Origin of the sequence: Pseudomonas sp. AM4(2022) (assembly GCF_036346515.1) — a bacterium.
GTDB classification, from domain to species: Bacteria; Pseudomonadota; Gammaproteobacteria; order Pseudomonadales; family Pseudomonadaceae; genus Aquipseudomonas; species Aquipseudomonas paracarnis.
In genome coordinates, this window is sequence record NZ_JAOTNW010000012.1 from 140073 (window position 1) to 163406 (window position 23334).

Here is a 23334-nt window from a genome sequence, read left to right on the forward strand (position 1 = left end):
ATGGTGCGGCTCGAGGCTGTATAAGAAAAACCAATATTGCTGATCGCTCATTAGAGAAACTGATGTTCGACTATAAATTGCTTTCTGCCCTGGCGGCGGTGGTGGAACAAGCCGGCTTTGAGCGCGGTGCCCAGGTGCTGGGGCTGTCGCAGTCAGCCATCTCTCAACGCATCAAGCTATTGGAAGCGCGCATTGGCCAGCCGGTGTTGATACGCGCCTCGCCGCCGACGCCCACCGATATCGGCCGGCGCTTGCTCAACCATGTGCAACAGGTGCGCTTGCTGGAGCGTGACCTGCAAAGCCAGGTGCCGGCCCTGGACGAGGAGGGCATGCCCGAGCGCCTGCGCATTGCCCTGAATGCCGACAGCCTTGCCACTTGGTGGGCCGAGGCGATCAGCGACTTCTGCGCCGAACAGCATTTGCTGCTGGACCTGGTGGTCGAAGACCAGACCGTGGGCCTCAAGCGCATGCGCGCCGGTGAAGTGGCGGCCTGCATTTGCGCCAGCGAGCGTCCCGTGGCCGGTGCCCGCAGCCTGTTGCTGGGCGCCATGCGTTATCGGGCCCTGGCCAGCCCGGCCTTTCTGGCGCGGCATTTTCCTGGGGGCGTGCGGGCTGACCAATTGGCGCGCACGCCTGCGCTGGTGTTCGGCCCGGATGATTTCCTGCAGCACCGCTACCTGGCGTCCCTGGGGGTAGACGGTGGTTTCGAACACCATCTATGCCCGTCGTCCGAAGGTTTTATCCGCCTGACGGAAGCCGGTCTGGGCTGGGGCCTGGTACCTGAATTACAGGTGCGTGACCAGTTGGAAACCGGCGTGCTGGTCGAGTTATTGCCAGATAAGCCCATCGACGTGCCGCTGTACTGGCATCATTGGCGCAGTGGTGGGCAACTGTTGGGCTTGTTGACTGACCATCTGGCCGATGTGTGTGGCCATTGGTTGGTGCCGTTGGAGTGATGGCGCGCGTCAAGGCAAGAGCGATGAAAAACGAAAGAACACGGAGTACGACATGAAAATTCTGGTCACCGGCGCAAGCGGCTTCATTGGCGGGCGCTTTGCGCGCTTCGCCCTTGAACAAGGCCTGGACGTGCGGGTCAACGGGCGGCGCGCCGAGGGTGTGGAGCACCTGGTACGGCGCGGTGCCGAGTTTATCCAGGGTGACTTGAATGACGCCGACCTGGTGCGCGACCTGTGCCGCGATATCGAAGCCGTGGTGCATTGCGCCGGCGCCGTCGGGCTGTGGGGTAAGTACCAGGACTTCCATCAGAACAACGTGCTGGTCACCGAAAACGTCGTCGAAGCCTGCCTGAAACAGCGCGTCGGGCGCCTGGTGCACCTGTCGTCGCCGTCGATCTACTTTGACGGTCGCGACCATCTGGGGCTCACCGAAGAACAAGTGCCCAAGCGTTTCAAGCATCCCTATGCCGCTACCAAGTACCTGGCTGAGCAGAAGGTCTTTGGCGCTCAGGAGTTCGGCCTGGAAGTGATCGCCCTGCGCCCGCGCTTTGTCACCGGGGCCGGCGATATGAGCATCTTCCCGCGCCTGCTGAAAATGCAGCGCAAGAACCGCCTGGCGATCGTCGGCGACGGCTTGAACAAAGTCGACTTCACCAGCGTGCATAACCTTAACGAGGCGCTGCTCAGCAGTTTGCTCGCCACAGGCTCTGCGCTGGGCAAAGCCTACAACATCAGCAACGGCGCACCGGTGCCGATCTGGGATGTGGTGAACTACGTGATGCGGCAAATGGAGCTGCCCCAGGTGACCCGTTACCGCTCCTACGGTTTGTCTTACAGCGTGGCGGCCTTGAATGAAGCCTTCTGCGCGATGTGGCCGGGGCGGCCGGAACCGGCATTGTCGCGCCTGGGCATGCAGGTGATGAACAAAGATTTCACCCTCGACATCAGCCGCGCCAGGCATTATCTCGACTACGAGCCCAAGATCAGCCTGTGGGCCGCGCTCGACGAGTTCTGCAGCTGGTGGAAAGCCCAGGACCCGGGCCGCCAATAAGCTCATAAGCAGCAACACTTCGGGAACCCAATTCCAGGTTCCGAGTCGATCCATGCGCCGGGAGTGCGGTTTATACTCCTGCCGCTCGGCTTTGCAGCCAGCCATCTCATTGATTCAGGGTAGATTCATGCGTAACGATGCTAAAGACGACTTCGACAACGTTCCCAGCCTACGGGCCGATCTTGGGGATGACGATGATTTCGTGCCGACCCCCGCGACGTCGGTGCGTTCGCGAACGACGCCCGTGGTCAAGGTCAAGAGCGCCAGCACTGGCCCGTTGTGGGCACTGGTCGGCGCGCTGTTGATTGCCTTTGCGGGCCTGGCCTGGTGGAGCTTCCAGCAGATCTCCCTGATGGGCCAGCAGTTGGTTGCCACCCAGGAAAGCTTTGCCCGCATCAGCGAGGAAGCGGCGGGGCGCCTGCAGGCGATTTCCGGCAAGGTCGTGGCCAGCGAAGCCAATGTGAACAACGGCAGCGAAGCCTTGAAGCTGCAGATCAAGCAGCTGGAAGCCCAGTTGCAGGAGCAGGGCAAGCAACAGTTGGGCGTCGCGGGTCAAGCCACCGAACTGGACAACCGCCTGGCCCAGATGAGTGCCAGCACCACCGAACTGACAGCGGCCAATACCAAGCTGCAAGGCCAGGTGCAGGCCCTCACTGACGCGGTCGCCAGCCTCACGGCAGCACAGGCCGAGAGCAAGGGCCTGGCCACCGATGTGGCGGCCTTGAAGAAACAAGGCAACCCAAGCGCGGCCATCGCCCGTCTCGAGCAGGACGTGCTGGTGCTCAAGAGCGCCCAGGAAAACCAGCCGGCCAATATCGACGCGCCGACCAACAAGGAATTCGACGTGTTCCGCATCCAGACCACGCGCAATATCACCACCTTGCAGAGCCAGGTGCAGAACTTGAATCAGCGCCTCAATGCGCCTGCTGCGGCCACGCCACTGGGTCAATGAACGCAAAATCGCCCTCTGTAGGAGCGAGCTTGCTCGCGAAAAACGTTAACGATAACGGGTACTTGCTGAATGAACGCGGTGCCTGTGAGTTTTTCGCGAGCAAGCTCGCTCCTACATGGATTGTCACCGCTCGGTGACATTTCTTCTCCCCTTCGTTACTTGCCCATCCCACGCCCTTGTTTAGACTCCGGTCATCCCAAAAAAACAATAAGGGCCACCCATGACCACCCACCCACTGCCTGCCAGCAGTTGGCTGAATGCACCAGCCCATCACGCTTGGCTCGCCGCCGAAGGCCAGCGCCTGCTGGCGTTCGCCAAGGCGTCGCGCCTGCCGGACGGTTTCGGCAACCTTGACGATAAAGGCCAGTTGCCGGCCAATGCTCGAGCCGAAACCATGAACACCGCGCGCATGACCCACAGCTTTGCCATGGCCCATGCCATGGGGTTGCCGGGTTATGCCGAGCTGGTAGCGCACGGTGTGGCAGCGCTCAGCGGCCCGCTGCGCGACAGTGAGCACGGTGGCTGGTTCGCCGCGCCCCAGGCGGCTGATGGCAACACCGGCAAGGCCGCCTACCTGCACGCCTTCGTGGCCCTCGCCGCCAGCTCTGCCGTGGTGGCCGGCGCGCCGGGTGCGCGCACATTAATGAACGACGCCGTCCATATCATCGACCAGTTCTTCTGGAGCGAAGAGGAGGGCGTCATGCTCGAATCCTTTGCCCGGGACTGGAGCGGCGTCGAAGCCTATCGTGGCGCCAACAGCAACATGCACGCCACCGAAGCCTTCCTGGCGTTGGCCGATGTCAGCGGTGATACACGCTGGCTGGACCGCGCGCTGCGTATCGTCGAGCGGGTGATCCACACCCACGCCGCCGACAACCAGTTTATGGTGATCGAACATTTCGACGCGCAGTGGAAGCCGTTGCTCGGTTACAACCAAGACAATCCCGCCGATGGCTTTCGCCCTTACGGCATCACCCCAGGCCATGGTTTTGAATGGGCGCGGTTGCTGCTGCACCTGGAAGCTGCGCGCCTTGAGGCCAAGCTGGCCACGCCGGACTGGCTGGTGAGCGACGCCAAAGGCCTGTTCGCCAGTGCCTGCGAGTACGCCTGGGCGGTGGATGGTGCGCCGGGCCTTGTCTACACTTTGGATTGGAACCTGCGCCCGGTGGTACGCGAGCGCCTGCACTGGACCCATGCCGAAGCCAGCGCCGCTGCTCAGGCGCTGCTCAAACGTACTGGTGAGCTGCATTACGAAACCTGGTACCGACGTTTCTGGGAGTTTTGCGAAACCCACTTCATCGACCGGCTCCAGGGCAGTTGGCACCACGAACTCAGCCCGCACAACCAACCCAGCAGTAAAATCTGGGGCGGCAAACCTGACCTGTACCATGCCTGGCAAGCGGTAGTGCTGCCTGCACTGCCCTTGGCACCCAGCTTGGCCAGTGCATTGGGCAGTGGATGCTATGTCACCAAGTGGTGACATTTGTACGTCCCTTTGTTACCTGCGCCCTGAAAATCCATGTTTAAACTCCGTGCAGCGCAAGCTCTAGACTTGCATGCATAACAACAAGAAAAGGTACTCAGATGAACGCGATTAATCGCCTCGCCGTCGCTATTTCCATTGCCTCGTTGTTCCCCCTCAGTGCATTTGCCGCCGACTCCAAAGGTACGGTGGAAGTGGTGCATTGGTGGACCTCCGGCGGTGAAAAAGCGGCTGTGGATGTCCTGAAGGCCCAAGTTGAGAAAGACGGCTTCACCTGGAAAGACGGTGCTGTAGCAGGCGGCGGTGGCGCCACTGCCATGACCGTGCTGAAAAGCCGCGCGGTTGCTGGTAACCCGCCAGGCGTTGCCCAGATCAAAGGCCCCGACATCCAGGAATGGGCGTCTACTGGCCTGCTCGACACCGACGTGCTCAAAGACGTCGCCAAAGAAGAAAAATGGGATTCGCTGCTCGACAAGAAAGTCTCCGACACCGTGAAATACGACGGTGACTACGTGGCCGTGCCGGTGAATATCCACCGCGTGAACTGGCTGTGGATCAACCCGGAAGTCTTCAAGAAAGCCGGCATCACCAAGAACCCAACCACCCTCGAAGAATTCTACGCAGCGGGCGACAAGCTCAAGGCTGCAGGCTTCATTGCGCTCGCCCACGGCGGCCAGCCTTGGCAGGACAGCACCGTGTTCGAAGCGGTGGTGCTTTCGGTAATGGGCGCTGATGGCTACAAGAAAGCCCTGGTCGACCTGGATAACGGCGCATTGACCGGCCCGGAAATGGTCAAGGCCCTCACCGAGCTGAAGAAAGTCGCGACCTATATGGACGTCGACGGCAAGGGCCAGGACTGGAACCTGGAAGCTGGCAAGGTCATCAATGGCAAGGCCGGCATGCAGATCATGGGTGACTGGGCCAAGTCCGAATGGACCGCGGCCAAGAAAGTTGCCGGCAAGGATTATGAGTGCGTAGCGTTCCCGGGCACTGATAAGGCCTTCACCTACAACATCGACTCCCTGGCGGTGTTCAAGCAGAAAGACAAAGGCACTGCCGCGGGCCAGCAGGACATTGCCAAAGTCGTGCTGGGTGAAAACTTCCAGAAGGTGTTCAGCATCAACAAGGGCTCGATCCCTGTGCGTAACGACATGCTGACCAAGATGGAATCCTACGGCTTTGATTCCTGTGCCCAGACCGCCGCCAAGGACTTTTTGGCCGACGCCAAGACCGGGGGCCTGCAGCCGAGCATGGCCCACAACATGGCCACGACCCTGGCGGTACAGGGTGCGTTCTTCGATGTCGTGACCAACTACATCAACGACCCGAAAGCCGACCCGGCCGACACGGCCAAGAAGCTCGGCGCGGCGATCAAGTCGGCCAAGTAACAGCTGTGGAGCGGGCTTGTGTGGGAGCGGGCTTGCTCGCGAAAGCGGTGTATCAGACAGCATGTTTGGTGACTGACCTGCCGCTTTCGCGAGCAAGCCCGCTCCCACACGAACCGCGTACCAGACGGTTCACCTTGTAGTCCTTTTTCCCTGTACTGGATTTTCCCATGAGTTCTGTTGCTGTGTTCAGCAAGGCCTCGCCATTCGATGTGCTGCAGCGCTGGCTCCCTAAACTGGTGCTGGCGCCGAGCATGTTCATCGTGCTGGTGGGCTTTTATGGCTACATCCTGTGGACGTTCGTGCTGTCGTTCACCACCTCGACCTTCCTGCCCAGCTACAAATGGGCGGGCCTGGCACAGTATCAGCGGCTGTTCGACAACGACCGCTGGTGGGTAGCGAGCAAGAACCTGGCCGTGTTCGGCGGCATGTTCATCGGTATCACCCTGGTGATCGGCGTGCTGCTGGCGATTTTCCTCGACCAGAAAATCCGCCGCGAAGGCTTTATCCGCACCATTTACCTGTACCCGATGGCGCTCTCCATGATCGTCACCGGTACCGCCTGGAAATGGCTGCTCAACCCGGGCATGGGCCTGGACAAACTCCTGCGGGACTGGGGCTGGGAAGGCTTCCGTCTCGATTGGCTGATCGACCCCGACCGCGTGGTCTACTGCCTGGTGATCGCCGCTGTGTGGCAAGCCTCTGGCTTTATCATGGCGATGTTCCTCGCCGGCCTGCGCGGTGTTGATCAGTCGATTATCCGTGCTGCGCAGATCGACGGCGCGAGCCTGCCGCGTATCTACTGGAGCGTGGTGCTGCCCAGCCTGCGTCCGGTGTTCTTCAGTGCGGTGATGATCCTGGCGCACATTGCGATCAAGAGCTTCGACCTGGTGGCGGCAATGACCGCAGGCGGCCCGGGCTACTCCTCCGACCTGCCAGCGATGTTCATGTACTCGTTCACCTTCAGTCGCGGCCAGATGGGCATGGGCTCGGCCAGTGCAATCCTGATGCTCGGTGCGATCCTCGCGATCATCGTGCCGTACCTGTATTCCGAGCTGAGGACCAAGCGTAATGACTAGTCTCGCCGCCAAACCTGCCATCAGCCTGAGCCGCATCGCGATCTACGCGGTGCTGATCCTGGCGGTGCTGCTGTACCTGGTGCCGCTGGTGGTGATGCTGCTCACCAGCTTCAAGACCCCGGAAGACATCAGCACCGGTAACCTGCTCAGCTGGCCCACCGTGGTCAGCGGCATCGGCTGGGTGAAAGCCTGGGCCACCGTGGATGGCTACTTCTGGAACTCGATCAAGATCACTGTTCCTGCTGTGCTGATCTCTACCGCCATCGGCGCCTTGAACGGCTACGTGCTGTCGTTCTGGCGCTTCCGCGGTTCGCAGCTGTTCTTCGGCCTGTTGTTGTTCGGTTGCTTCCTGCCGTTCCAGACCGTGCTGCTGCCCGCGTCGTTCACCCTCGGCAAGATGGGCCTGGCCAGCACCACTACCGGCCTGGTGTTTATCCACGTGGTCTACGGCCTGGCGTTCACCACGCTGTTCTTCCGTAACTACTACGTGAGCATCCCGGATGCGCTGATCAAGGCAGCACGCTTGGACGGAGCGGGGTTCTTCACCATCTTCCGCCGGATCATCCTGCCGATGTCGACGCCGATCATCATGGTCTGCCTGATCTGGCAGTTCACCCAGATCTGGAACGACTTCCTGTTCGGTGTGGTGTTCTCCAGCGGCGACTCCCAGCCCATCACGGTGGCGCTGAACAACCTGGTCAACACCAGCACCGGGGCCAAGGAATATAACGTGGATATGGCGGCGGCGATGATCGCCGGGCTGCCGACCCTGCTGGTCTATGTGATCGCAGGCAAGTATTTCGTGCGCGGCCTCACGGCCGGCGCGGTCAAGGGGTAATCATGGCTACGCTTGAACTTCGCAATGTAAACAAGACCTATGGCGCCGGCCTGCCCGACACCTTGAAGAACATCGAACTGTCGATCAAGGAAGGCGAGTTCCTCATCCTGGTCGGCCCGTCGGGCTGTGGTAAATCCACGCTGATGAACTGCATCGCTGGCCTTGAGACCATCACCGGCGGCGCGATCATGATCGGTGATCAAGACGTGAGCGGCATGAGCCCCAAGGACCGCGACATCGCCATGGTGTTCCAGTCCTACGCGCTGTACCCGACCATGAGCGTGCGCGAGAACATCGAGTTCGGCCTCAAGATCCGCAAGATGCCGCAAGCCGACATCGACGCCGAAGTGGCGCGCGTAGCCAAGTTGCTGCAGATCGAACACCTGCTCAACCGCAAGCCGGGCCAGTTGTCCGGTGGCCAGCAACAGCGCGTGGCCATGGGCCGTGCCCTGGCGCGTCGGCCGAAGATCTACCTGTTCGACGAACCGCTGTCCAACCTCGACGCCAAGCTGCGCGTCGAGATGCGCACCGAAATGAAGCTGATGCACCAGCGTCTGAAAACCACCACCGTCTACGTGACCCACGACCAGATCGAAGCGATGACCCTGGGCGACAAAGTGGCGGTGATGAAGGACGGCATCATCCAGCAATTCGGCACCCCGAAGGAAATTTACAACGACCCGGCCAACCTGTTTGTGGCAAGCTTTATCGGTTCACCACCGATGAACTTCGTTCCCATGCGCCTAAAACGCCAGAACGGTGGTCTGGTCGCACTGCTCGACAGCGGCCAGGCCCGTTGCGAGTTGGCGCTGGGCATGAATGACGCAGGGCTTGAAGACCGCGATGTGATCCTGGGCCTGCGCCCGGAGCAGATCGTGCTGGCAGCGGGCGAGGGCAATGGCTCGTCGAGCATTCGCGCCGAAGTGCAGGTGACCGAGCCCACCGGCCCGGACACCCTGGTGTTTGTGCAGCTCAACGACACCAAGGTCTGCTGCCGTTTGGCGCCGGACGTCGCGCCGCAGGTGGGCGAGACCCTGACGCTGCAATTCGACCCGGCCAAGGTGTTGCTGTTTGACGCCAAGACCGGTGAGCGATTGGGGACTGCTGCTGCGGTGCCGGCACAGGGGCATGCCGACAACGTGACCCAATTCAAGGGTCGCTAAAGCATCGTGTAGGAGCGAGCTTGCTCGCGAAGGTCGTTAACGGTAACGCGGGCATCCTGGATGAACGCAGTGACCTTGAGTTTTTCGCGAGCAAGCTCGCTCCTACAGTAATGTGATAAATGGTTAACTTGTTGTTTTGGCTAAAAAAATGTAACCCGCGTTAGATAAAAACAGTTTAATAACAATAAAGACGAGGATGTAGGGATGAAAAAGCAACACAACAACACCCGGCTGATCTGCCAACTGTCAGCGGCAGCAGCCCTTGTATTGTCCGCCAATGCGATGGCGGCCGATGCATTCAGCGCCGATTCCAAGTGGATGACCGGTGATTGGGGCGGCGAGCGTACCAAGCTGATCGAGCAAGGTATCGACATCAAGGCCGACTACGTGGGCGAGATGGGCTACAACGCCCACGGCGGCTACAACGACGACAAGACCGGTCGCTACTCCGACCAGTTCGGTCTGGGCGTGGCGCTGGACCTGCAAAAACTGTGGGGCTGGGATAACACCCAGGCCAAGATCCAGTTGACCAACCGTAATGGCGAGAACATCTCCAATGACCGTATTGGCGACCCGCGTGCCGGCACCTTGAGTTCATCGCAGGAAGTGTATGGCCGTGGCCACATGGTGCGTCTGACCCAACTGTGGATCCAGCACCAGTTCCTCGACGGCAAGCTGGACGTAAAAGCCGGTTACTTCGGTGAAGGCGAAGACTTCAACACCTTCCCCTGCGAGTTCCAGAACCTGGCGTTCTGCGGTTCCCAAGTGGGTAACTGGGCCACCAACATCTGGTACAACTGGCCCGTCAGCCAGGCCGCTCTGCGTGTGAAATACCACATCACGCCTGAGCTGTATGCGCAAATTGGCGCGTACAACCAGAACCCATCGCAAACCGAAATGGGCAACGGCTTCAAGCTCAGCGGCAGCGGCACCAAGGGCACCGTGTTGCCAGTTGAATTGGTGTGGTCGCCGAAGGTCAATGGCCTGCCGGGTGAATACCGCGTGGGTTACTACAAGAGCACGGCGGACGCTGACGATGTGCGCGAAGACGTCAACGGCGGCGACGCTGGCGCCACTGGCGATGCCCTGCGCGTTCGCAACAGCAAAAGCGGCTACTGGGGCGTGGTGCAACAGCAACTCACCACTCACAATGGTGATGCCTCCCGTGGTCTGAACGTTGCGGCCAACGTCACCTTCCACGACAAGGACACCAACTTCATCGACAACTATCAGTCGCTGATGTTTGTGTACAAAGGCCCGTTCGATGCGCGTCCAAAGGATGACATCGGCATCGGTTTTGCCCGTATCCATGTCAACGATGACGTGAAGAAAACCGCAGAGCTGCGTAACGCGGCCGGTGGTTTCACTGACTACAGCCAGGCGGGTTACATGCCACTGCAAGGCACTGAGTACAACTACGAAATCAACTACGGCTTCCATGTCACCAATTGGCTGACCGTACGCCCTAACCTGCAATACATCACCCACCCAGGTGGTGTGGATCAAGTCGACAACGCCTTGGTCGCCGGCCTGAAAATTCAGTCTACGTTCTAACGCTGTTGCGATAAGCTCCTCTCTCTGTGCGCATTTGCGGGTAGCCATGGCTATCCGCTTTTTTTTGGCTTGCACTGTGATATTCGGAACCTGTGCACATGCATGAGCAACCGCTGCAACGCTTTTTCAAATCCCTGCGCGAGCGACCGGTGTTCGCCTGGGAGCGCTTTCAGATGCGCGATGTGTTGGTGATCGACCACCCCCTGTGCCAGGCGGTGTTCAGTCGCCAGGGTGCGCAATTGCTGCACTTTCAACCTACGGGCCAGAAGCCGTGGCTGTGGTGTGCTGCCAAATGGCCGCAAGTCGGGGCTATCCGTGGTGGCGTACCGGTGTGCTGGCCGTGGTATGGCCGCCACCCCAGCGAAAATGCCTGGCCTTCCCACGGTTGGGCGCGCTTGATCGACTGGAAACTGCTCGACAGCAGCACCGATGACGACGGCGTGCGTCTGCACTGGCAATTGCAACTGTGCGACTGGCAGGTGGATTTGCACGCGCACCTGGGCGACACCCTGGAACTGCGCCTGAGCACCGAGCATCACGACGAGCTGCCGTGCCAGTTGAGTCATGCATTGCACGCTTACTGGCGTATTGGTCACGTTGATGAGGTAGCGCTGTCTGGGCTTGAAGGGGCGCAAGGTTACGACCAGCTCAATCGCCAGGTTTGCCAGCAGGAAGGTGACTTGCGGGTCGATGGCGGATGCCAGCGGGTGTTCCAGCATGAGGGCGAATTGCAGCTCAAGGACCACGCCTGGCAGCGTGAACTGTGCATCGACACTGGCGACAGCGCCGACACGGTGGTGTGGCACCCGGGGAGCCGGCCGCTGTTGGGTGTGAGCTTTAACGAAGCGTCAGGGTTTGTGTGCGTAGAGGCGGCGATGGCGGCGGCGAGCCTGGCGCCGGGGGAGAGGGCCCATTTGAGTTTGCAGGCCAGGGCTGGCGTTTAGCGGTGTGGCTGATGGCGCTATCGCAGGCAAGCCAGCTTCCACATTTGGAATGCATCCCCCTGTGGGAGCTGGCTTGCCTGCGATAGGGCCGGTACTGCTGGTAGAGCTGCCTGCTAGTTGAACTCATCCCCCACCGGATACCGGCTGTCATTCAAGCTCTCTTTGATCTTGCGCAAATGCGGCTGGAAATCCACCCCGCGACGCAAGGTCATGCCGGTCGCCAGCACATCCAGCACCGTCAACTGGATAATCCGAGAAGTCATCGGCATGTAGATATCGGTGTCTTCCGGCAACGGGATGTTCAGGCTCACCGTACTGGCCTTGGCCAGCGGCGAGTTCTCGGCGGTTACGCCCAGCACTGACGCACCGTTTTCCCGAGCGATACGCGCCACTTCCACCAGTTCGCGGGTACGGCCGGTGTAGGAAATGATCACGAACAACTCACCGGTGTGCGCCACCGAGGCGATCATGCGTTGCATCAGCACGTCGGCATGGGCGGTCACCGCCAGGTTGAAGCGGAAGAACTTGTGCAACGCATCCATGGCCACGGGAGCCGAAGCACCCAGGCCAAAGAAGTGGATTTGCCGCGCCTGGATCAACAAGTCCACGGCCTTGCTGATCAGCGCCGGGTCCAGGGCCTGGCACGCACTGTCCAGGGATGCAATGGCGCTGCCAAAGATCTTCTGGGTGTAGGCCTCGGGGTTATCATCGGCCTCCACGGCGCGGCTGACATACGCGGCGCCACTGGCCAGGCTTTGCGCCAACTGCAATTTAAGTTCAGGGTAACCGCTGACACCGAACGAACGGCAGAAACGGTTGACCGTCGGTTCACTGACCGAAGCGGCCTGGGCGAGGGCGGCGATCGAGAAGCGTGTGGCCTGCTGCGGGTTGAGCAGGATCACTTCAGCGACTTTGCGCTCGGCCTTGTTCAATTCTTCGAGGCGGTTCCGGATCTGTTCCAGAAGATTTCGCACGCGGTCCATTCAGTCTTTCCTTCGGGCGACGATGCAAATAAAAAGGCGGTAACCAATCGATGAGTGGCTTTTCGCGGTGGCCTATCCTACTGAGGGTAGCTGAACACCACCACTCGCAATGCGTATTTCGGGAAAATGTTGTGGTTATTACTACATTTTTCCTTGAGTGATGCCTTGAAAAAAGGTATTTGTAGCTTAACTTGATAAAAGAACAAACATCATGCCTTCGATAACCGTGGAACCCTGCACCTTTGCCCTGTTTGGCGCCTTGGGTGATCTGGCGCTGCGCAAGTTATTTCATGCCCTTTATCAACTCGATGGCGCCGGGTTGCTGCACGACGACACACGCATCCTGGCCCTGGCCCGTGAGGCCGGCTCCGAGCAGCAACACCTGGCCCATATCGAAAAAGAATTGCGTAAATACGTCGGCAAGGAGCTCGACGAAGCCGTGGCCCAGCGTTTCCTCGCACGCCTGGCTTATGTGCATGTCGACTTCATGAAAGCCGACGACTACGTCGCCCTGGCCGAAAAAGCCGGCAGCGATCAGCGCCTGATTGCCTACTTCGCCACCCCGGCGGCGGTGTACGGCGCGATCTGCGAAAACCTGTCCAAGGTCGGCCTGGCGGAAAATACCCGCGTAGTGCTGGAAAAACCCATCGGTTCGGACTTGGAGTCGTCGCGCAAGGTCAACGACGCCGTGGCGCAGTTTTTCCCGGAAAACCGCACCTACCGCATCGACCACTACCTGGGCAAAGAGACGGTGCAGAACCTGATCGCCCTGCGTTTCGCCAACAGCCTGTTCGAAACCCAGTGGAATCAGAACTACATCTCCCACGTGGAAATCACCGTGGCCGAGCAGGTTGGCATCGAAGGCCGTTGGGGTTACTTCGACAAGGCTGGCCAGTTGCGCGACATGATCCAGAACCACCTGTTGCAACTGCTTTGCCTGATTGCCATGGACCCGCCCGCCGACCTGTCTGCCGACAGCATCCGCGACGAGAAGGTCAAGGTGCTCAAGGCCCTGGCGCCGATCAGTCCCGAGGGCCTGACCACCCAGGTAGTCCGTGGCCAGTACATCGCCGGCTACAGCGCCGGTAAAGCCGTGCCGGGTTACCTGGAAGAAGACAACTCCAACACCCAGAGCGACACCGAGACGTTCGTTGCCCTGCGTGCTGATATCCGTAACTGGCGTTGGGCCGGCGTGCCGTTCTACCTGCGTACCGGTAAGCGTATGCCGCAAAAGCTGTCGCAGATTGTTATCCACTTCAAGGAACCGTCCCACTACATCTTCGCTCCCGAGCAGCGCCTGCAGATCAGCAACAAGCTGATCATCCGCCTGCAGCCGGATGAAGGTATTTCCTTGCGTGTGATGACCAAGGAGCAGGGCCTGGACAAGGGCATGCAACTGCGTAGCGGGCCACTGCAACTGAATTTTTCCGACACCTATCGCAGCGCACGCATCCCCGATGCCTACGAGCGATTGTTGCTGGAAGTGATGCGCGGCAATCAGAACCTGTTTGTTCGCAAAGATGAAATCGAAGCCGCGTGGAAGTGGTGTGACCAACTGATCGCCGGGTGGAAAAAATCCGGTGATGCGCCCAAGCCGTATGCGGCGGGGTCCTGGGGGCCGATGAGCTCCATTGCACTGATCACGCGGGATGGGAGGTCGTGGTATGGCGATATCTGAATTGAAACTGCCTCAGGGCGTCACTGCCCATGAGTACCGTACGCCTGCGCTGCTGGCCGATGGCCTGGCCAATGACGTGGCTGAACAACTGCGCGCGGCCATCAGTGCCCGTGGCGAGGCGACGTTGGTGGTGTCCGGTGGCCGCAGCCCCGTGGCGTTTTTCCAGAACCTGGCCAAGCAGGGCCTGGACTGGTCCAAGGTCACCATCACTCTGGCCGATGAGCGCTGGGTGCCGGTCGAACACGCCGACAGCAATGCTGGCCTGTTGAAGCAACATTTGCTGCAAGGTCCGGCGGCCAAGGCGAAGTTCTTGAGCCTGTACAGCCCCGCTGCCAACCTTGAAGATGCTGCCGAGCAGGCCGATCGCCTGCTGGGCGAGTTGCCAGCCATTGATGTGCTGGTGTTGGGCATGGGCGATGACGGCCACACCGCATCGCTGTTCCCCAACAGCCCCAACCTGAGTGACGCGCTGAAGGCCGACGGTACCCGCCGTTGCTGGCCGATGCTTGCGCCCACGGTGCCGCACCAGCGCCTGACCATGAGTCGTGCGTTGCTGGCCACGGCCGACTACACCGTGCTGTCGATTTCCGGCAGTTCGAAATTGACCACCTTGAGCGCCGCCCTGGCCAGCGACGATGTTGCTGCCATGCCGATTCGCGCGTTTTTGCAACCTACTCTAGAGATTTACTGGTGCCCATGAGCCAAGGATCAGCCGCTATGAAAAGCCCTCAACCGACCGTGTCCATGGCGGATAAAGTTGCCTTGATCGACAGCCTCTGCGCCAAGGCGCGGATCCTGCCGGTGATCACCATCGCCCGCGAACAGGACATCCTGCCCCTGGCCGATGCCCTGGCAGCTGGCGGTTTGACCGCGTTGGAAGTGACCCTGCGTTCCGAGTTCGGCCTCAAGGCCATTCAGGTCTTGCGCGAGCAACGTCCTGAGCTGTGCACCGGTGCCGGTACCGTGCTCGACCGTCACATGCTCGAAGCGGCAGAAGTGGCAGGCTCGCAATTTATCGTCACCCCCGGCATCACCCGTGACTTGCTGGAAGCTTCGGTGCACAGCCCGATCCCGCTGCTGCCGGGCATCAGCAACGCCTCCGGTATCATGGAAGGCTACGGCCTGGGTTATCGCCGCTTCAAGCTGTTCCCGGCTGAAGTCAGCGGTGGTGTTGCTGCCATCAAGGCCCTTGGCGGCCCGTTCGGCGAAGTGAAATTTTGCCCGACTGGCGGTGTTGGCCCAGCCAACATCAAGAGCTACATGGCGTTGAAAAACGTGATGTGCGTGGGGGGCAGCTGGATGCTGGATCCGGAGTGGGTCAAGAACGGCGACTGGGCGCGTATCCAGGAAGTCACTGCCCAGGCGCTGGCGCTGCTGGACTGAACGGATTTATCGAATCGTTGTTGCTGTGCTTAACGGCATTTTTGCGGCGCACTTGGTCGGTGTGCCGCTTTTTTTTGCCTGTAAAAAGCCTCAAAACCACCCTGGATCCAAATGTGGGAGCGGGCTTGCTCGCGAATGCGGTGGGTCAGTCAACGCATCTAGTGACTGGTATCGCGCCTTCGCGAGCAAGCCCGCTCCCACAGTTTTAATCTTTGTTTAGTTGGGTGATTGCGTGGACCAGCGCTTTGATGTCCGCCGCCGATGTCACCAGCCCCGGCGTCACCCGGATACAGGTGCCAAACGCTGCCCCCGTGCGCGTAGTGGTGAACAGGCCGTGCTCTTTGAGCAACCGGTCCACCATCGCCTGCTGATCACGCTCGATGAACTTGAAGGCTGTGATCCCGCAATACAGACGCGGGTCATCCGAGGTCAGCACTTCAATTCCCGGCAACGGCCGTACCTGGTTTACCCACAGGTTGCGCAGGTAATTGACGCGTGCGCCCTTGGCCGCAGCGCCACCCAATTGTCGATGCTCTTCAAACACCAGAGGCAAGGTCATCAGCGCCGGAAAGTTCGACGTGCTGTAGGACGTACGCGCTCGCACATCGGTGGCTGGGTAATGGAACTCGCCCATGTCCGGGTCGATATCGGCCAGGCGCTCCGGTGCGATGTACAAAAAGCCCAGGGTTAGCGGCGCGCCGATCCACTTGTGCAGGTTGAAGCCCGCGAACTTAATGCCCAGTTCGGCCAGGTTGAATTCGATCTGGCCCAAGGCGTGGGCGCCGTCGAGGATCACGTCGATTTCCCGTTCGCGCGCGGCCTTGGCAATGGCCGCAACCGGCATGACCAGGCCCGTACGGTGGGTCACATGGGTCAAGGCCATTAATTTCAGGCGCGGGTACTGCACAAACGCATCGTGATAAGTCTGCACCAGGCTGTCGAAACTGGCCGGGTGGGTGTGGGACACCTCTATTACTTTCACACCGCGAGTCGCTGCCAACCAGCGCATGGCGCCTTTGACCGTGTCGTACTCTAGGTCGCTGATCAGCACTTGGTCGCCCGGTTGCAGGCGGTTGTAGTTGCGGATCAGCGACTGCAAGGCTTCGGTGGCGTTGCGGGTGAAAGCCACCGACTCGGGGTCGACATCAATCAACCCGGCCAACTGGCGGCGTATCTCGTTGTTTTCACCCTGCTCAAAACGCTGGCGCACATGCACCGAGTTACTGCGGTTGATAAAGCTGATGTACTCAAGGTACTGGGCCTGCACCGCCCGGCTCATGCGCCCGAAGTAGCCGTTTTCCAGGTTGATCGGGCCGGGCTCGCACTCATAGCGCTGGGCGATGGCGTGCCAGTGCGGTTCGTTATCAGCATTCCTTGGCATGGTGAGTCTCTTAGTGGCGGGGGGCAGGTTTACCGTGTTTGGCGCGCAGCGGTTCGAGCAATTCGGACAGACCGTTGTGGTCGATTTCCTGCATCAAGGCCAGCAAACCGCCCAGTTCGCCGTGGGGGAAACCTTCGCGGGCGAACCAATTCAGGTAGGGCCCAGGCAGGTCGGCAATGATCCGGCCCTTGTATTTGCCGAAGGGCATTTGGCGGGTGATGAGCAGTTCGAGTTTTTCGGGATTCATGAGCGTCGTAAGGTTGAGGCCAGGCTTTCGAAAATACAGGCATTCTGCATGAAGGCCAAATGACAGATCATGCAAATAACCAACATACAGATGGTTCAATAATTCGTAAACTATTGAAAATAAACATAAAAATTATTTTTGAAAACCTGGCACGGGCACTGCAATAACCAAGGCAACCTTCTAAACCGTACAAGGAATTGAAAAATGACTGATATCAACAAAGAATCGATCTCCGTACTAAACGACCTGATCGAGACCAGCATCGACGGCCAAAAGGGTTTCAAGGAATGCGCTGAAGACATCAAGCATCCAGAACTCAAGGCTCTGTTTGCCAAGCGCTCCGCTGATTGCGCGACAGCCGCCGCTGAACTGAAAACGGCTGTGCGTGCCTTGGGTGGCGATCCTGAAGATTCCGGCAGCATGGCCGGCGCCCTGCACCGTGGCTGGGTCGACGTGAAGTCGATGGTCACCGGCAAGGACGAAGAGGCCGTATTGAACGAAGCCGAGCGCGGTGAAGACCACGCACTGAAGGCTTACAAGGAAGCGATCGAGAAGATCAACAAGCACAACCTGCTGGGCATTCGTGACTTGGTTGAGCGTCAGTACCACGGTGTACAGCGCAACCACGACCAGGTAAAAGCCCTGCGTAACCAGGCTCGCGCTCAGTCGTAAGACCCGTGGGAGCGGGCTTGCTCGCGAAAGCGGTAGGTCAGTCACTGTTGTATTGACTGACACACCGCATTCGCGAGCAAGCCCGCTCCCACATTTGTTTTATGCAAAGGCTGGAGCCCAGATCAGCCGATGCTGATCGGCGGCAGCTCGGTCAAGGTCACGACTTGCTGCTTACGTGGCGCCAGAATCTCCGCTTCGCCATCGACTACCAGCTCATCACGCTGGTTGAACACTCGAGTGGCAATGCGCACGCGAAACTTCGGCAGTTTCTCGAGGATTTCCAAGCGCACGGTCAGGGTGTCGCCGATCTTCACCGGCTTCTGAAAGGTCATCTGCTGGCCGATGTAAATCGTACCCGGCCCAGGCAGCTCGCAGGCCACTGCCGCGCTGATCAGCGCACCGCTGAACATGCCGTGGGCAATCCGCTCCTTGAACATGGTCGCCTTGGCGTATTCAGCGTCCAGGTGCACCGGGTTGTGGTCACCCGACATGGCGGCGAACAGCTGGATATCGCGCTCTTCGACGGTTTTGCTGAAGCTGGCAGTCTGGCCCACTTCAAGCGCTTCGTACGGGGTGTTGGTTACCTGGGTCATCTCAAGGTGCATCCTGTGGCTTAACGGTAATTAATCGGCTGATTTTAAAGCAAAAACTATTCGCAGCGGGTGGGCCTGCGCAACGCCAGCGCCTGTTCGAGCCAGGCCAGCAGGTCGGCGGTGACTTCATCACGGTTGGTTTCGTTGAATACTTCATGGCGCGCCTGCGGGTAGAGCGTCAATTGCACGTCCTGGCAACCGGCCTCACGCAGGGCATGGGCCAGGTTTTTCAGACGCTTGCCTTCACTCACCGGATCACAATCGCCGCCCATCACCAGGATCGGCAGGCCAGGATCGATCTGCGCCAGGTTGGAGACTTTGCTGATCTGCTGCAAGCCGCCCAGCAGGTCGATCCACAGTTGATTGGTGCAACGGAAGCCACAAAGTGGGTCGTTGATGTAGTTGTCCACTTCAGCCGGGTCGCGGCTGAGCCAGTCGAACTTGGTGCGATTGGGTTTGAAGGCTTTGTTGAATGAACCGAACGACAAGAAGTCGATCAACGCACTGCGTCCTCGCAGGCCTTGGCGTGCTCGCTCGATGCGCGCAATGATTTGCGCTGCACGGTAGAGCGCCACCGGCTGGAAATTCGAGCCGCTGAGTATTGCGCCATGCAAGCTGGCGCTGTGATGCAGCAAGTATGCCTGGGAGATATAGCTGCCCATGCTGTGGCCCAGCAAGATGATCGGCAGCCCGGGATGCTGTTGGCCGATGTGCTGATTAAGGCTGGCCAGATCGCCCACTACTTTGTTCCAGCCATCCGTTTCGGCATACAGCCCAACGGTGCCGGCCTCTGCGGTACGGCCATGCCCGCGCTGGTCCAGCGCATACACACCCAGGCCTGCCTCACACAATGCCTGTGCCAGGCGCGCATAGCGGCCGCCATGCTCGGCCATGCCATGGGAGATCATCACCACGGCCTTGGGCGGGCCGTCGGGCATCCATTGGTTGACGTACAGACGGGTGTGGTCGTTCGCGGTCAGCCAGAAGGTGCTGTGGTTCATGGCGGCTTCCTTTGCTCAGGGTGGTTGCATTGTATAGCTCATCCGGCGAGGGGCGGGGTATCTGCCTACACCTTAGGTACAAGATTCATACAATCAATGACACAGTTGCGCATCTTGCCTGTTTGGCCATAGCTGCTAACTTCCCCAAAGCTCCGCTTCTTATTGCTGCACATTTTGCATGGCAGCGGCCGGACACACTCAGGTAAAGAGGACAAGAATAATGCAACCTGATTTCTGGAATGACAAACGCGCGGCGGGAGTCCCCAATGCCATCGACCTCAGCACCTACAAGTCGGTGATCGAGGTCTTCGAGCGTTCCTGCAAGACCTTTGCCGACCGTCCGGCATTCAGCAGCATGGGCATTACCCTTACCTACGCTGACCTTGAGCGCCAGAGTGCGGCGTTTGCCGGTTACCTGCAGCAGCACACCGACCTCAAGCCCGGTGAGCGCATCGCGGTGCAGCTGCCCAACGTGCTGCATTACCCGGTTGCGGTGTTCGGCGCACTGCGCGCCGGGCTGATCGTGGTCAACACCAACCCGCTTTATACCCCGCGCGAGATGCGCCACCAGTTCAAGGATGCCGGTGTGCGGGCGCTGGTCTATCTCAACCTGTTCGGTTCGCGGGTGCAGGAGGTGTGCACCGACACCGAAATCGACTACCTGATCGAAGCCAAGATGGGCGACTTCATGCCCGCCGCCAAAGGCTGGCTAGTCAACACCGTGGTCGACAAAGTCAAGAAGATGGTCCCGGCCTACCACCTGCCGCGGGCGGTGTCGTTCAAGCGCGCCCTGCGCATGGGCGCGGGCCTTGGAGTGACGCGCCATCCGGTGACCCTGGACGACGTCGCCGTGCTGCAATACACCGGCGGCACCACTGGGCTGGCCAAGGGCGCGATGCTCACCCACGGCAACCTCGTGGCGAACATGCAGCAGGTGCGGGCGTGCATGTCGCAACTGGGCGACGACGGCCATCCGCTGATCAAGGAAGGGCAGGAGGTGATGATTGCACCGCTGCCGCTGTACCACATCTATGCATTCACGGCCAATTGCATGTGCATGATGGTCTCCGGTAACCACAACGTGCTGATCACCAACCCACGGGACATCGGCGGGTTTATCAAGGAGCTCAAGCAGTGGCAGTTCTCCGGCCTGTTGGGGCTGAACACACTGTTTGTGGCGCTGATGGACCACCCGGATTTCAAGACCCTGGATTTCTCCCACCTGAAGATCACCAACTCCGGAGGCACTGCCCTGGTCAAGTCCACGGCGGAACGCTGGGAGGCGCTGACCGGCTGCGCCATCGGCGAAGGCTACGGCCTCACCGAAACCTCGCCAGTGGCCAGTACCAACCCGTACGGCGGCCTGTCGCGCCTGGGTACCGTGGGCATCCCGGTGCCGGGTACGGCGATGAAAGTCGTGGATGACCTGGGGCAAGAACTGCCGTTGGGCGAGCGCGGCGAGCTGTGCATCCAGGGCCCACAAGTGATGAAGGGCTACTGGCAGCAACCGGCCGCCACCGCCGAAACCCTGGACGCCGATGGCTGGTTGAAGACCGGTGACATCGCGGTGATCGACACCGATGGCTACATCAGTATTGTGGATCGCAAGAAGGATTTGATCATCGTCTCGGGTTTCAACGTGTACCCCAACGAAATTGAAGACGTGATCATGGCCCATCCGGCCGTGGCCAACTGCGCCGTGATCGGCGTGCCGGACGAGCGCACGGGGGAGGCGGTGAAGCTGTTCGTGGTGGCACGGGCCCAGGGGGTGAGCCTTGAGGAGCTGAAGGCATATTGCAAGGCCAACTTCACGGGGTACAAGGTGCCCAAGCATATTGTGTTGAGGGAGTCGTTGCCGATGACACCGGTGGGCAAGATCTTGCGCCGGGAGCTGCGCGAGATCGCTTGAATTGAAATAGGGTCCAAAAAATGTGGGAGCTGGTTTGCCTGCGATAGCAGTGTTTCAGGCGCCTGTTGAATTGACTGGTCCACCGCTGTTGCAGGCAAGCCAGCTCCCACACTGTATTTTTCGCCCTTGAAAGCCTGTTCTAGAGCCATTTTTGGTGTTATAGAATTTTTGCTCTAAAAGTGACCATTGGATATTCTTGAGTCATGTTTATGACTGTAGGGCCCTCTTTTGGCTCTAGGCGGCCCTTGGCAAAGCTGCTACTCTCGGCGCGCTTTGTGACTTCTAGGCCTGCTTGAAAGCGCCAGACTCACCTAAAAACATACACCAATAATAATCGCATCAAATGCGATGATGAATTCGCGTCGCTGAGGAGTGGGCTTCCATGAATGAAGACTTTTGGAAGGATAAGTACCCCGCCGGGATTGCTGCACAGATCAATCCAGACGAGTATCCGAATATTCAGGCGGTACTGAAGCAGTCCTGCCAGCGCTTCGCTAACAAACCGGCTTTCAGCAACCTGGGCAAGACAATCACCTACGGTGAACTGTACGAGTTGTCCGGCGCATTCGCCGCGTATCTGCAACAGCATACCGACTTGAAGCCTGGCGATCGAATCGCCGTGCAACTGCCCAACGTTCTGCAATACCCCGTCGCTGTATTCGGTGCCATCCGCGCCGGCCTGATCGTGGTCAACACCAACCCGCTGTACACCGCGCGGGAAATGGAACACCAATTCAATGATTCCGGGGCCAAGGCCCTGGTTTGCCTGGCCAACATGGCGCACCTGGCTGAAAAAGTCGTGCCCAAGACCGCCGTCAAGCATGTGATCGTCACCGAAGTTGCCGACCTGCTCTCGCCCTTCAAGCGCGTGCTGATCAACAGCGTGATCAAGTACGTGAAGAAAATGGTCCCGGCCTATCATCTGCCCCAGGCCATCAAGTTCAACGACATACTCGCCAAGGGCCATGGCCAGCCGGTCAACGATGCCAGCCCGGCCAGCGGCGATGTGGCTGTGTTGCAATACACCGGCGGTACCACCGGCGTGGCCAAGGGCGCCATGCTGACCCACCGCAACCTGGTCGCCAACATGCTGCAATGCAAGGCGCTGATGGGCTCCAACCTCAACGAAGGCTGCGAGATCCTGATCACGCCGCTGCCGCTGTACCACATCTATGCCTTCACCTTTCATTGCATGGCGATGATGCTGATCGGCAACCACAACATCCTGATCAGCAACCCGCGCGACCTGCCGGCGATGGTCAAGGAACTGTCGAAGTGGAAGTTCAGTGGCTTCGTCGGCCTCAACACCCTGTTCGTGGCGCTGTGCAACAACGAAGGTTTCCGCAAGCTGGACTTCTCTGCGCTGAAGGTCACCCTATCGGGAGGCATGGCGTTGCAACTGGCTGCGGCGGAGCGTTGGAAGGCCGTCACCGGCTGCGCGATCTGCGAAGGCTACGGCATGACCGAAACCAGCCCGGTGGCCACGGTCAACCCGATCCAGCACATCCAGATTGGCACCATTGGCATTCCGGTGCCTTCCACTGCGTGTAAAGTCATCGCCGACGACGGTACCGAGCTTGCACTGGGCGAAACCGGCGAGCTGTGTGTGAAAGGTCCGCAAGTGATGAAGGGCTACTGGCAGCGCCAGGACGCTACCGACGAGATGCTCGACAGCGAAGGTTGGCTGAAGACCGGCGACATCGCGATTATCCAGCCAGACGGCTACATGCGTATCGTCGACCGCAAGAAGGACATGATTCTGGTCTCCGGCTTCAACGTCTACCCCAACGAGCTGGAAGACGTGCTGGCGGGCCTGCCAGGCGTGCTGCAGTGTGCGGCCATCGGTGTACCGGATGAAAAATCCGGCGAGCACATCAAGTTGTTCATCGTGGTCAAGCCAGGGGCCACCCTGACCAAGGACCAGGTGATGGAACACATGCGCGCCAACGTCACCGGCTACAAGGTGCCCAAGGCCGTGGAGTTCCGTGATGCGTTGCCGACCACCAATGTGGGCAAGATCCTGCGGCGTGAATTGCGTGATGAAGAACTGAAGAAACTTGGTCTTAAAAAGTAACCCATAAA

21 protein-coding genes are annotated in these 23334 nt (G+C 59.6%); 16 read left to right on the plus strand and 5 right to left on the minus strand.

Annotation, left to right across the window (positions count from 1 at the left end; translation table 11 throughout):
• Positions 1-62 precede the first annotated feature (62 nt).
• From ODQ19_RS17965 to ODQ19_RS18010, 10 genes are all read left to right on the plus strand, one after another.
• Positions 63-956 (plus strand): LysR family transcriptional regulator ArgP, encoded by an 894-nt coding sequence (locus ODQ19_RS17965; protein ID WP_330210792.1) that lies wholly within the window; start codon positions 63-65, stop codon positions 954-956.
• Between the two features lie 52 nt (positions 957-1008).
• Positions 1009-2007, plus strand: coding sequence for an NAD-dependent epimerase/dehydratase family protein (locus ODQ19_RS17970; protein WP_330210793.1), 999 nt, complete (start codon positions 1009-1011; stop codon positions 2005-2007).
• A 127-nt stretch (positions 2008-2134) separates the two neighbouring features.
• Positions 2135-2959 (plus strand): ATPase, encoded by an 825-nt coding sequence (locus ODQ19_RS17975; protein WP_330210794.1) that lies wholly within the window; start codon positions 2135-2137, stop codon positions 2957-2959.
• 220 nt (positions 2960-3179) lie between these two features.
• Positions 3180-4439, plus strand: coding sequence for a D-mannose isomerase (locus ODQ19_RS17980; protein WP_330210795.1), 1260 nt, complete (start codon positions 3180-3182; stop codon positions 4437-4439).
• A 104-nt stretch (positions 4440-4543) separates the two neighbouring features.
• Entirely contained in the window at positions 4544-5830 is a 1287-nt protein-coding gene (locus ODQ19_RS17985) for an ABC transporter substrate-binding protein (protein ID WP_116667695.1), read from the plus strand.
• 167 nt (positions 5831-5997) lie between these two features.
• Positions 5998-6906, plus strand: a complete 909-nt coding sequence (locus ODQ19_RS17990) for a carbohydrate ABC transporter permease (RefSeq protein WP_003193765.1) — start codon at positions 5998-6000, stop codon at positions 6904-6906.
• Complete coding sequence (locus tag ODQ19_RS17995; RefSeq protein ID WP_003193763.1) at positions 6899-7744, plus strand: carbohydrate ABC transporter permease; 846 nt, start codon at positions 6899-6901, stop codon at positions 7742-7744. The genes ODQ19_RS17990 and ODQ19_RS17995 overlap by 8 nt, the downstream gene beginning before the upstream one ends.
• Positions 7745-7746: 2 nt before the next feature.
• Positions 7747-8907, plus strand: a complete 1161-nt coding sequence (locus ODQ19_RS18000) for an ABC transporter ATP-binding protein (protein ID WP_330210796.1) — start codon at positions 7747-7749, stop codon at positions 8905-8907.
• Positions 8908-9111: 204 nt separating this feature from the next.
• A complete protein-coding gene (locus ODQ19_RS18005; protein ID WP_014719665.1) occupies positions 9112-10461 on the plus strand; it encodes a carbohydrate porin in 1350 nt (449 codons plus the stop codon).
• Between the two features lie 98 nt (positions 10462-10559).
• Positions 10560-11405: a D-hexose-6-phosphate mutarotase gene (locus ODQ19_RS18010; RefSeq protein WP_116666712.1), complete on the plus strand. Its 846-nt coding sequence runs from the start codon at positions 10560-10562 to the stop codon at positions 11403-11405.
• Positions 11406-11518: 113 nt separating this feature from the next.
• Here ODQ19_RS18010 and ODQ19_RS18015 read toward each other — a convergent pair whose 3' ends face one another.
• Positions 11519-12379 carry a MurR/RpiR family transcriptional regulator gene (locus tag ODQ19_RS18015; protein ID WP_169856377.1) on the minus strand — a complete coding sequence of 287 codons (861 nt, stop codon included), beginning with the start codon at positions 12377-12379 and terminating at the stop codon, positions 11519-11521.
• A gap of 220 nt (positions 12380-12599) precedes the next feature.
• Between ODQ19_RS18015 and zwf the strand changes: the two genes are divergently transcribed.
• From zwf to ODQ19_RS18030, 3 genes are read left to right on the plus strand one after another with little or no spacing between them, the layout of a single operon-like run.
• Positions 12600-14066, plus strand: a complete 1467-nt coding sequence (gene zwf / locus ODQ19_RS18020; RefSeq protein WP_330210797.1) for a glucose-6-phosphate dehydrogenase — start codon at positions 12600-12602, stop codon at positions 14064-14066.
• Positions 14053-14766 (plus strand): 6-phosphogluconolactonase, encoded by a 714-nt coding sequence (gene pgl, locus ODQ19_RS18025; protein WP_116666713.1) that lies wholly within the window; start codon positions 14053-14055, stop codon positions 14764-14766. Before zwf ends, pgl begins: the two co-directional genes overlap by 14 nt.
• Before the next feature lie 17 nt (positions 14767-14783).
• Entirely contained in the window at positions 14784-15449 is a 666-nt protein-coding gene (locus ODQ19_RS18030) for a bifunctional 4-hydroxy-2-oxoglutarate aldolase/2-dehydro-3-deoxy-phosphogluconate aldolase (protein WP_026067364.1), read from the plus strand.
• Positions 15450-15654: 205 nt separating this feature from the next.
• Here the strand turns inward: ODQ19_RS18030 and ODQ19_RS18035 are convergent, their stop codons facing one another.
• Both ODQ19_RS18035 and ODQ19_RS18040 read right to left on the minus strand, forming a co-directional pair.
• On the minus strand, positions 15655-16830 hold the full coding sequence (locus ODQ19_RS18035; protein ID WP_330210798.1) for an aminotransferase class V-fold PLP-dependent enzyme: 1176 nt from the start codon (positions 16828-16830) through the stop codon (positions 15655-15657).
• Positions 16831-16840: 10 nt separating this feature from the next.
• Positions 16841-17077 (minus strand): DUF3820 family protein, encoded by a 237-nt coding sequence (locus ODQ19_RS18040; RefSeq protein WP_008056784.1) that lies wholly within the window; start codon positions 17075-17077, stop codon positions 16841-16843.
• Positions 17078-17281: 204 nt separating this feature from the next.
• On the opposite strand from ODQ19_RS18040, the gene ODQ19_RS18045 reads away from it, so the two are divergent.
• Entirely contained in the window at positions 17282-17749 is a 468-nt protein-coding gene (locus ODQ19_RS18045; protein ID WP_330210799.1) for a ferritin-like domain-containing protein, read from the plus strand.
• Positions 17750-17871: 122 nt separating this feature from the next.
• Here the strand turns inward: ODQ19_RS18045 and ODQ19_RS18050 are convergent, their stop codons facing one another.
• Both ODQ19_RS18050 and ODQ19_RS18055 read right to left on the minus strand, forming a co-directional pair.
• Complete coding sequence (locus ODQ19_RS18050; protein WP_003193747.1) at positions 17872-18342, minus strand: MaoC family dehydratase; 471 nt, start codon at positions 18340-18342, stop codon at positions 17872-17874.
• Positions 18343-18398: 56 nt separating this feature from the next.
• Positions 18399-19343, minus strand: coding sequence for an alpha/beta hydrolase (locus tag ODQ19_RS18055; protein ID WP_330210800.1), 945 nt, complete (start codon positions 19341-19343; stop codon positions 18399-18401).
• 220 nt (positions 19344-19563) lie between these two features.
• Between ODQ19_RS18055 and fadD2 the strand changes: the two genes are divergently transcribed.
• Positions 19564-21252 carry a long-chain-fatty-acid--CoA ligase FadD2 gene (fadD2, locus tag ODQ19_RS18060; protein ID WP_330210801.1) on the plus strand — a complete coding sequence of 563 codons (1689 nt, stop codon included), beginning with the start codon at positions 19564-19566 and terminating at the stop codon, positions 21250-21252.
• Positions 21253-21634: 382 nt separating this feature from the next.
• Positions 21635-23326, plus strand: coding sequence for a long-chain-fatty-acid--CoA ligase FadD1 (fadD1, locus tag ODQ19_RS18065; RefSeq protein ID WP_330210802.1), 1692 nt, complete (start codon positions 21635-21637; stop codon positions 23324-23326).
• Positions 23327-23334: the final 8 nt, after the last annotated feature.

What these genes read in the sequence shown, in the direction of transcription:
- ODQ19_RS17965 (WP_330210792.1), top strand. Translation starts at nt 63, where the DNA reads ATGTTCGACTATAAATTGCTTTCTGCCCTGGCGGCGGTGGTGGAACAA.
- ODQ19_RS17970 (WP_330210793.1), top strand. Translation starts at nt 1,009, where the DNA reads ATGAAAATTCTGGTCACCGGCGCAAGCGGCTTCATTGGCGGGCGCTTT.
- ODQ19_RS17975 (WP_330210794.1), top strand. Translation starts at nt 2,135, where the DNA reads ATGCGTAACGATGCTAAAGACGACTTCGACAACGTTCCCAGCCTACGG.
- ODQ19_RS17980 (WP_330210795.1), top strand. Translation starts at nt 3,180, where the DNA reads ATGACCACCCACCCACTGCCTGCCAGCAGTTGGCTGAATGCACCAGCC.
- ODQ19_RS17985 (WP_116667695.1), top strand. Translation starts at nt 4,544, where the DNA reads ATGAACGCGATTAATCGCCTCGCCGTCGCTATTTCCATTGCCTCGTTG.
- ODQ19_RS17990 (WP_003193765.1), top strand. Translation starts at nt 5,998, where the DNA reads ATGAGTTCTGTTGCTGTGTTCAGCAAGGCCTCGCCATTCGATGTGCTG.
- ODQ19_RS17995 (WP_003193763.1), top strand. Translation starts at nt 6,899, where the DNA reads ATGACTAGTCTCGCCGCCAAACCTGCCATCAGCCTGAGCCGCATCGCG.
- ODQ19_RS18000 (WP_330210796.1), top strand. Translation starts at nt 7,747, where the DNA reads ATGGCTACGCTTGAACTTCGCAATGTAAACAAGACCTATGGCGCCGGC.
- ODQ19_RS18005 (WP_014719665.1), top strand. Translation starts at nt 9,112, where the DNA reads ATGAAAAAGCAACACAACAACACCCGGCTGATCTGCCAACTGTCAGCG.
- ODQ19_RS18010 (WP_116666712.1), top strand. Translation starts at nt 10,560, where the DNA reads ATGCATGAGCAACCGCTGCAACGCTTTTTCAAATCCCTGCGCGAGCGA.
- zwf (WP_330210797.1), top strand. Translation starts at nt 12,600, where the DNA reads ATGCCTTCGATAACCGTGGAACCCTGCACCTTTGCCCTGTTTGGCGCC.
- pgl (WP_116666713.1), top strand. Translation starts at nt 14,053, where the DNA reads ATGGCGATATCTGAATTGAAACTGCCTCAGGGCGTCACTGCCCATGAG.
- ODQ19_RS18030 (WP_026067364.1), top strand. Translation starts at nt 14,784, where the DNA reads ATGAAAAGCCCTCAACCGACCGTGTCCATGGCGGATAAAGTTGCCTTG.
- ODQ19_RS18035 (WP_330210798.1), bottom strand. Translation starts at nt 16,830, where the DNA reads ATGCCAAGGAATGCTGATAACGAACCGCACTGGCACGCCATCGCCCAG.
- ODQ19_RS18040 (WP_008056784.1), bottom strand. Translation starts at nt 17,077, where the DNA reads ATGAATCCCGAAAAACTCGAACTGCTCATCACCCGCCAAATGCCCTTC.
- ODQ19_RS18045 (WP_330210799.1), top strand. Translation starts at nt 17,282, where the DNA reads ATGACTGATATCAACAAAGAATCGATCTCCGTACTAAACGACCTGATC.
- ODQ19_RS18050 (WP_003193747.1), bottom strand. Translation starts at nt 18,342, where the DNA reads ATGACCCAGGTAACCAACACCCCGTACGAAGCGCTTGAAGTGGGCCAG.
- ODQ19_RS18055 (WP_330210800.1), bottom strand. Translation starts at nt 19,343, where the DNA reads ATGAACCACAGCACCTTCTGGCTGACCGCGAACGACCACACCCGTCTG.
- fadD2 (WP_330210801.1), top strand. Translation starts at nt 19,564, where the DNA reads ATGCAACCTGATTTCTGGAATGACAAACGCGCGGCGGGAGTCCCCAAT.
- fadD1 (WP_330210802.1), top strand. Translation starts at nt 21,635, where the DNA reads ATGAATGAAGACTTTTGGAAGGATAAGTACCCCGCCGGGATTGCTGCA.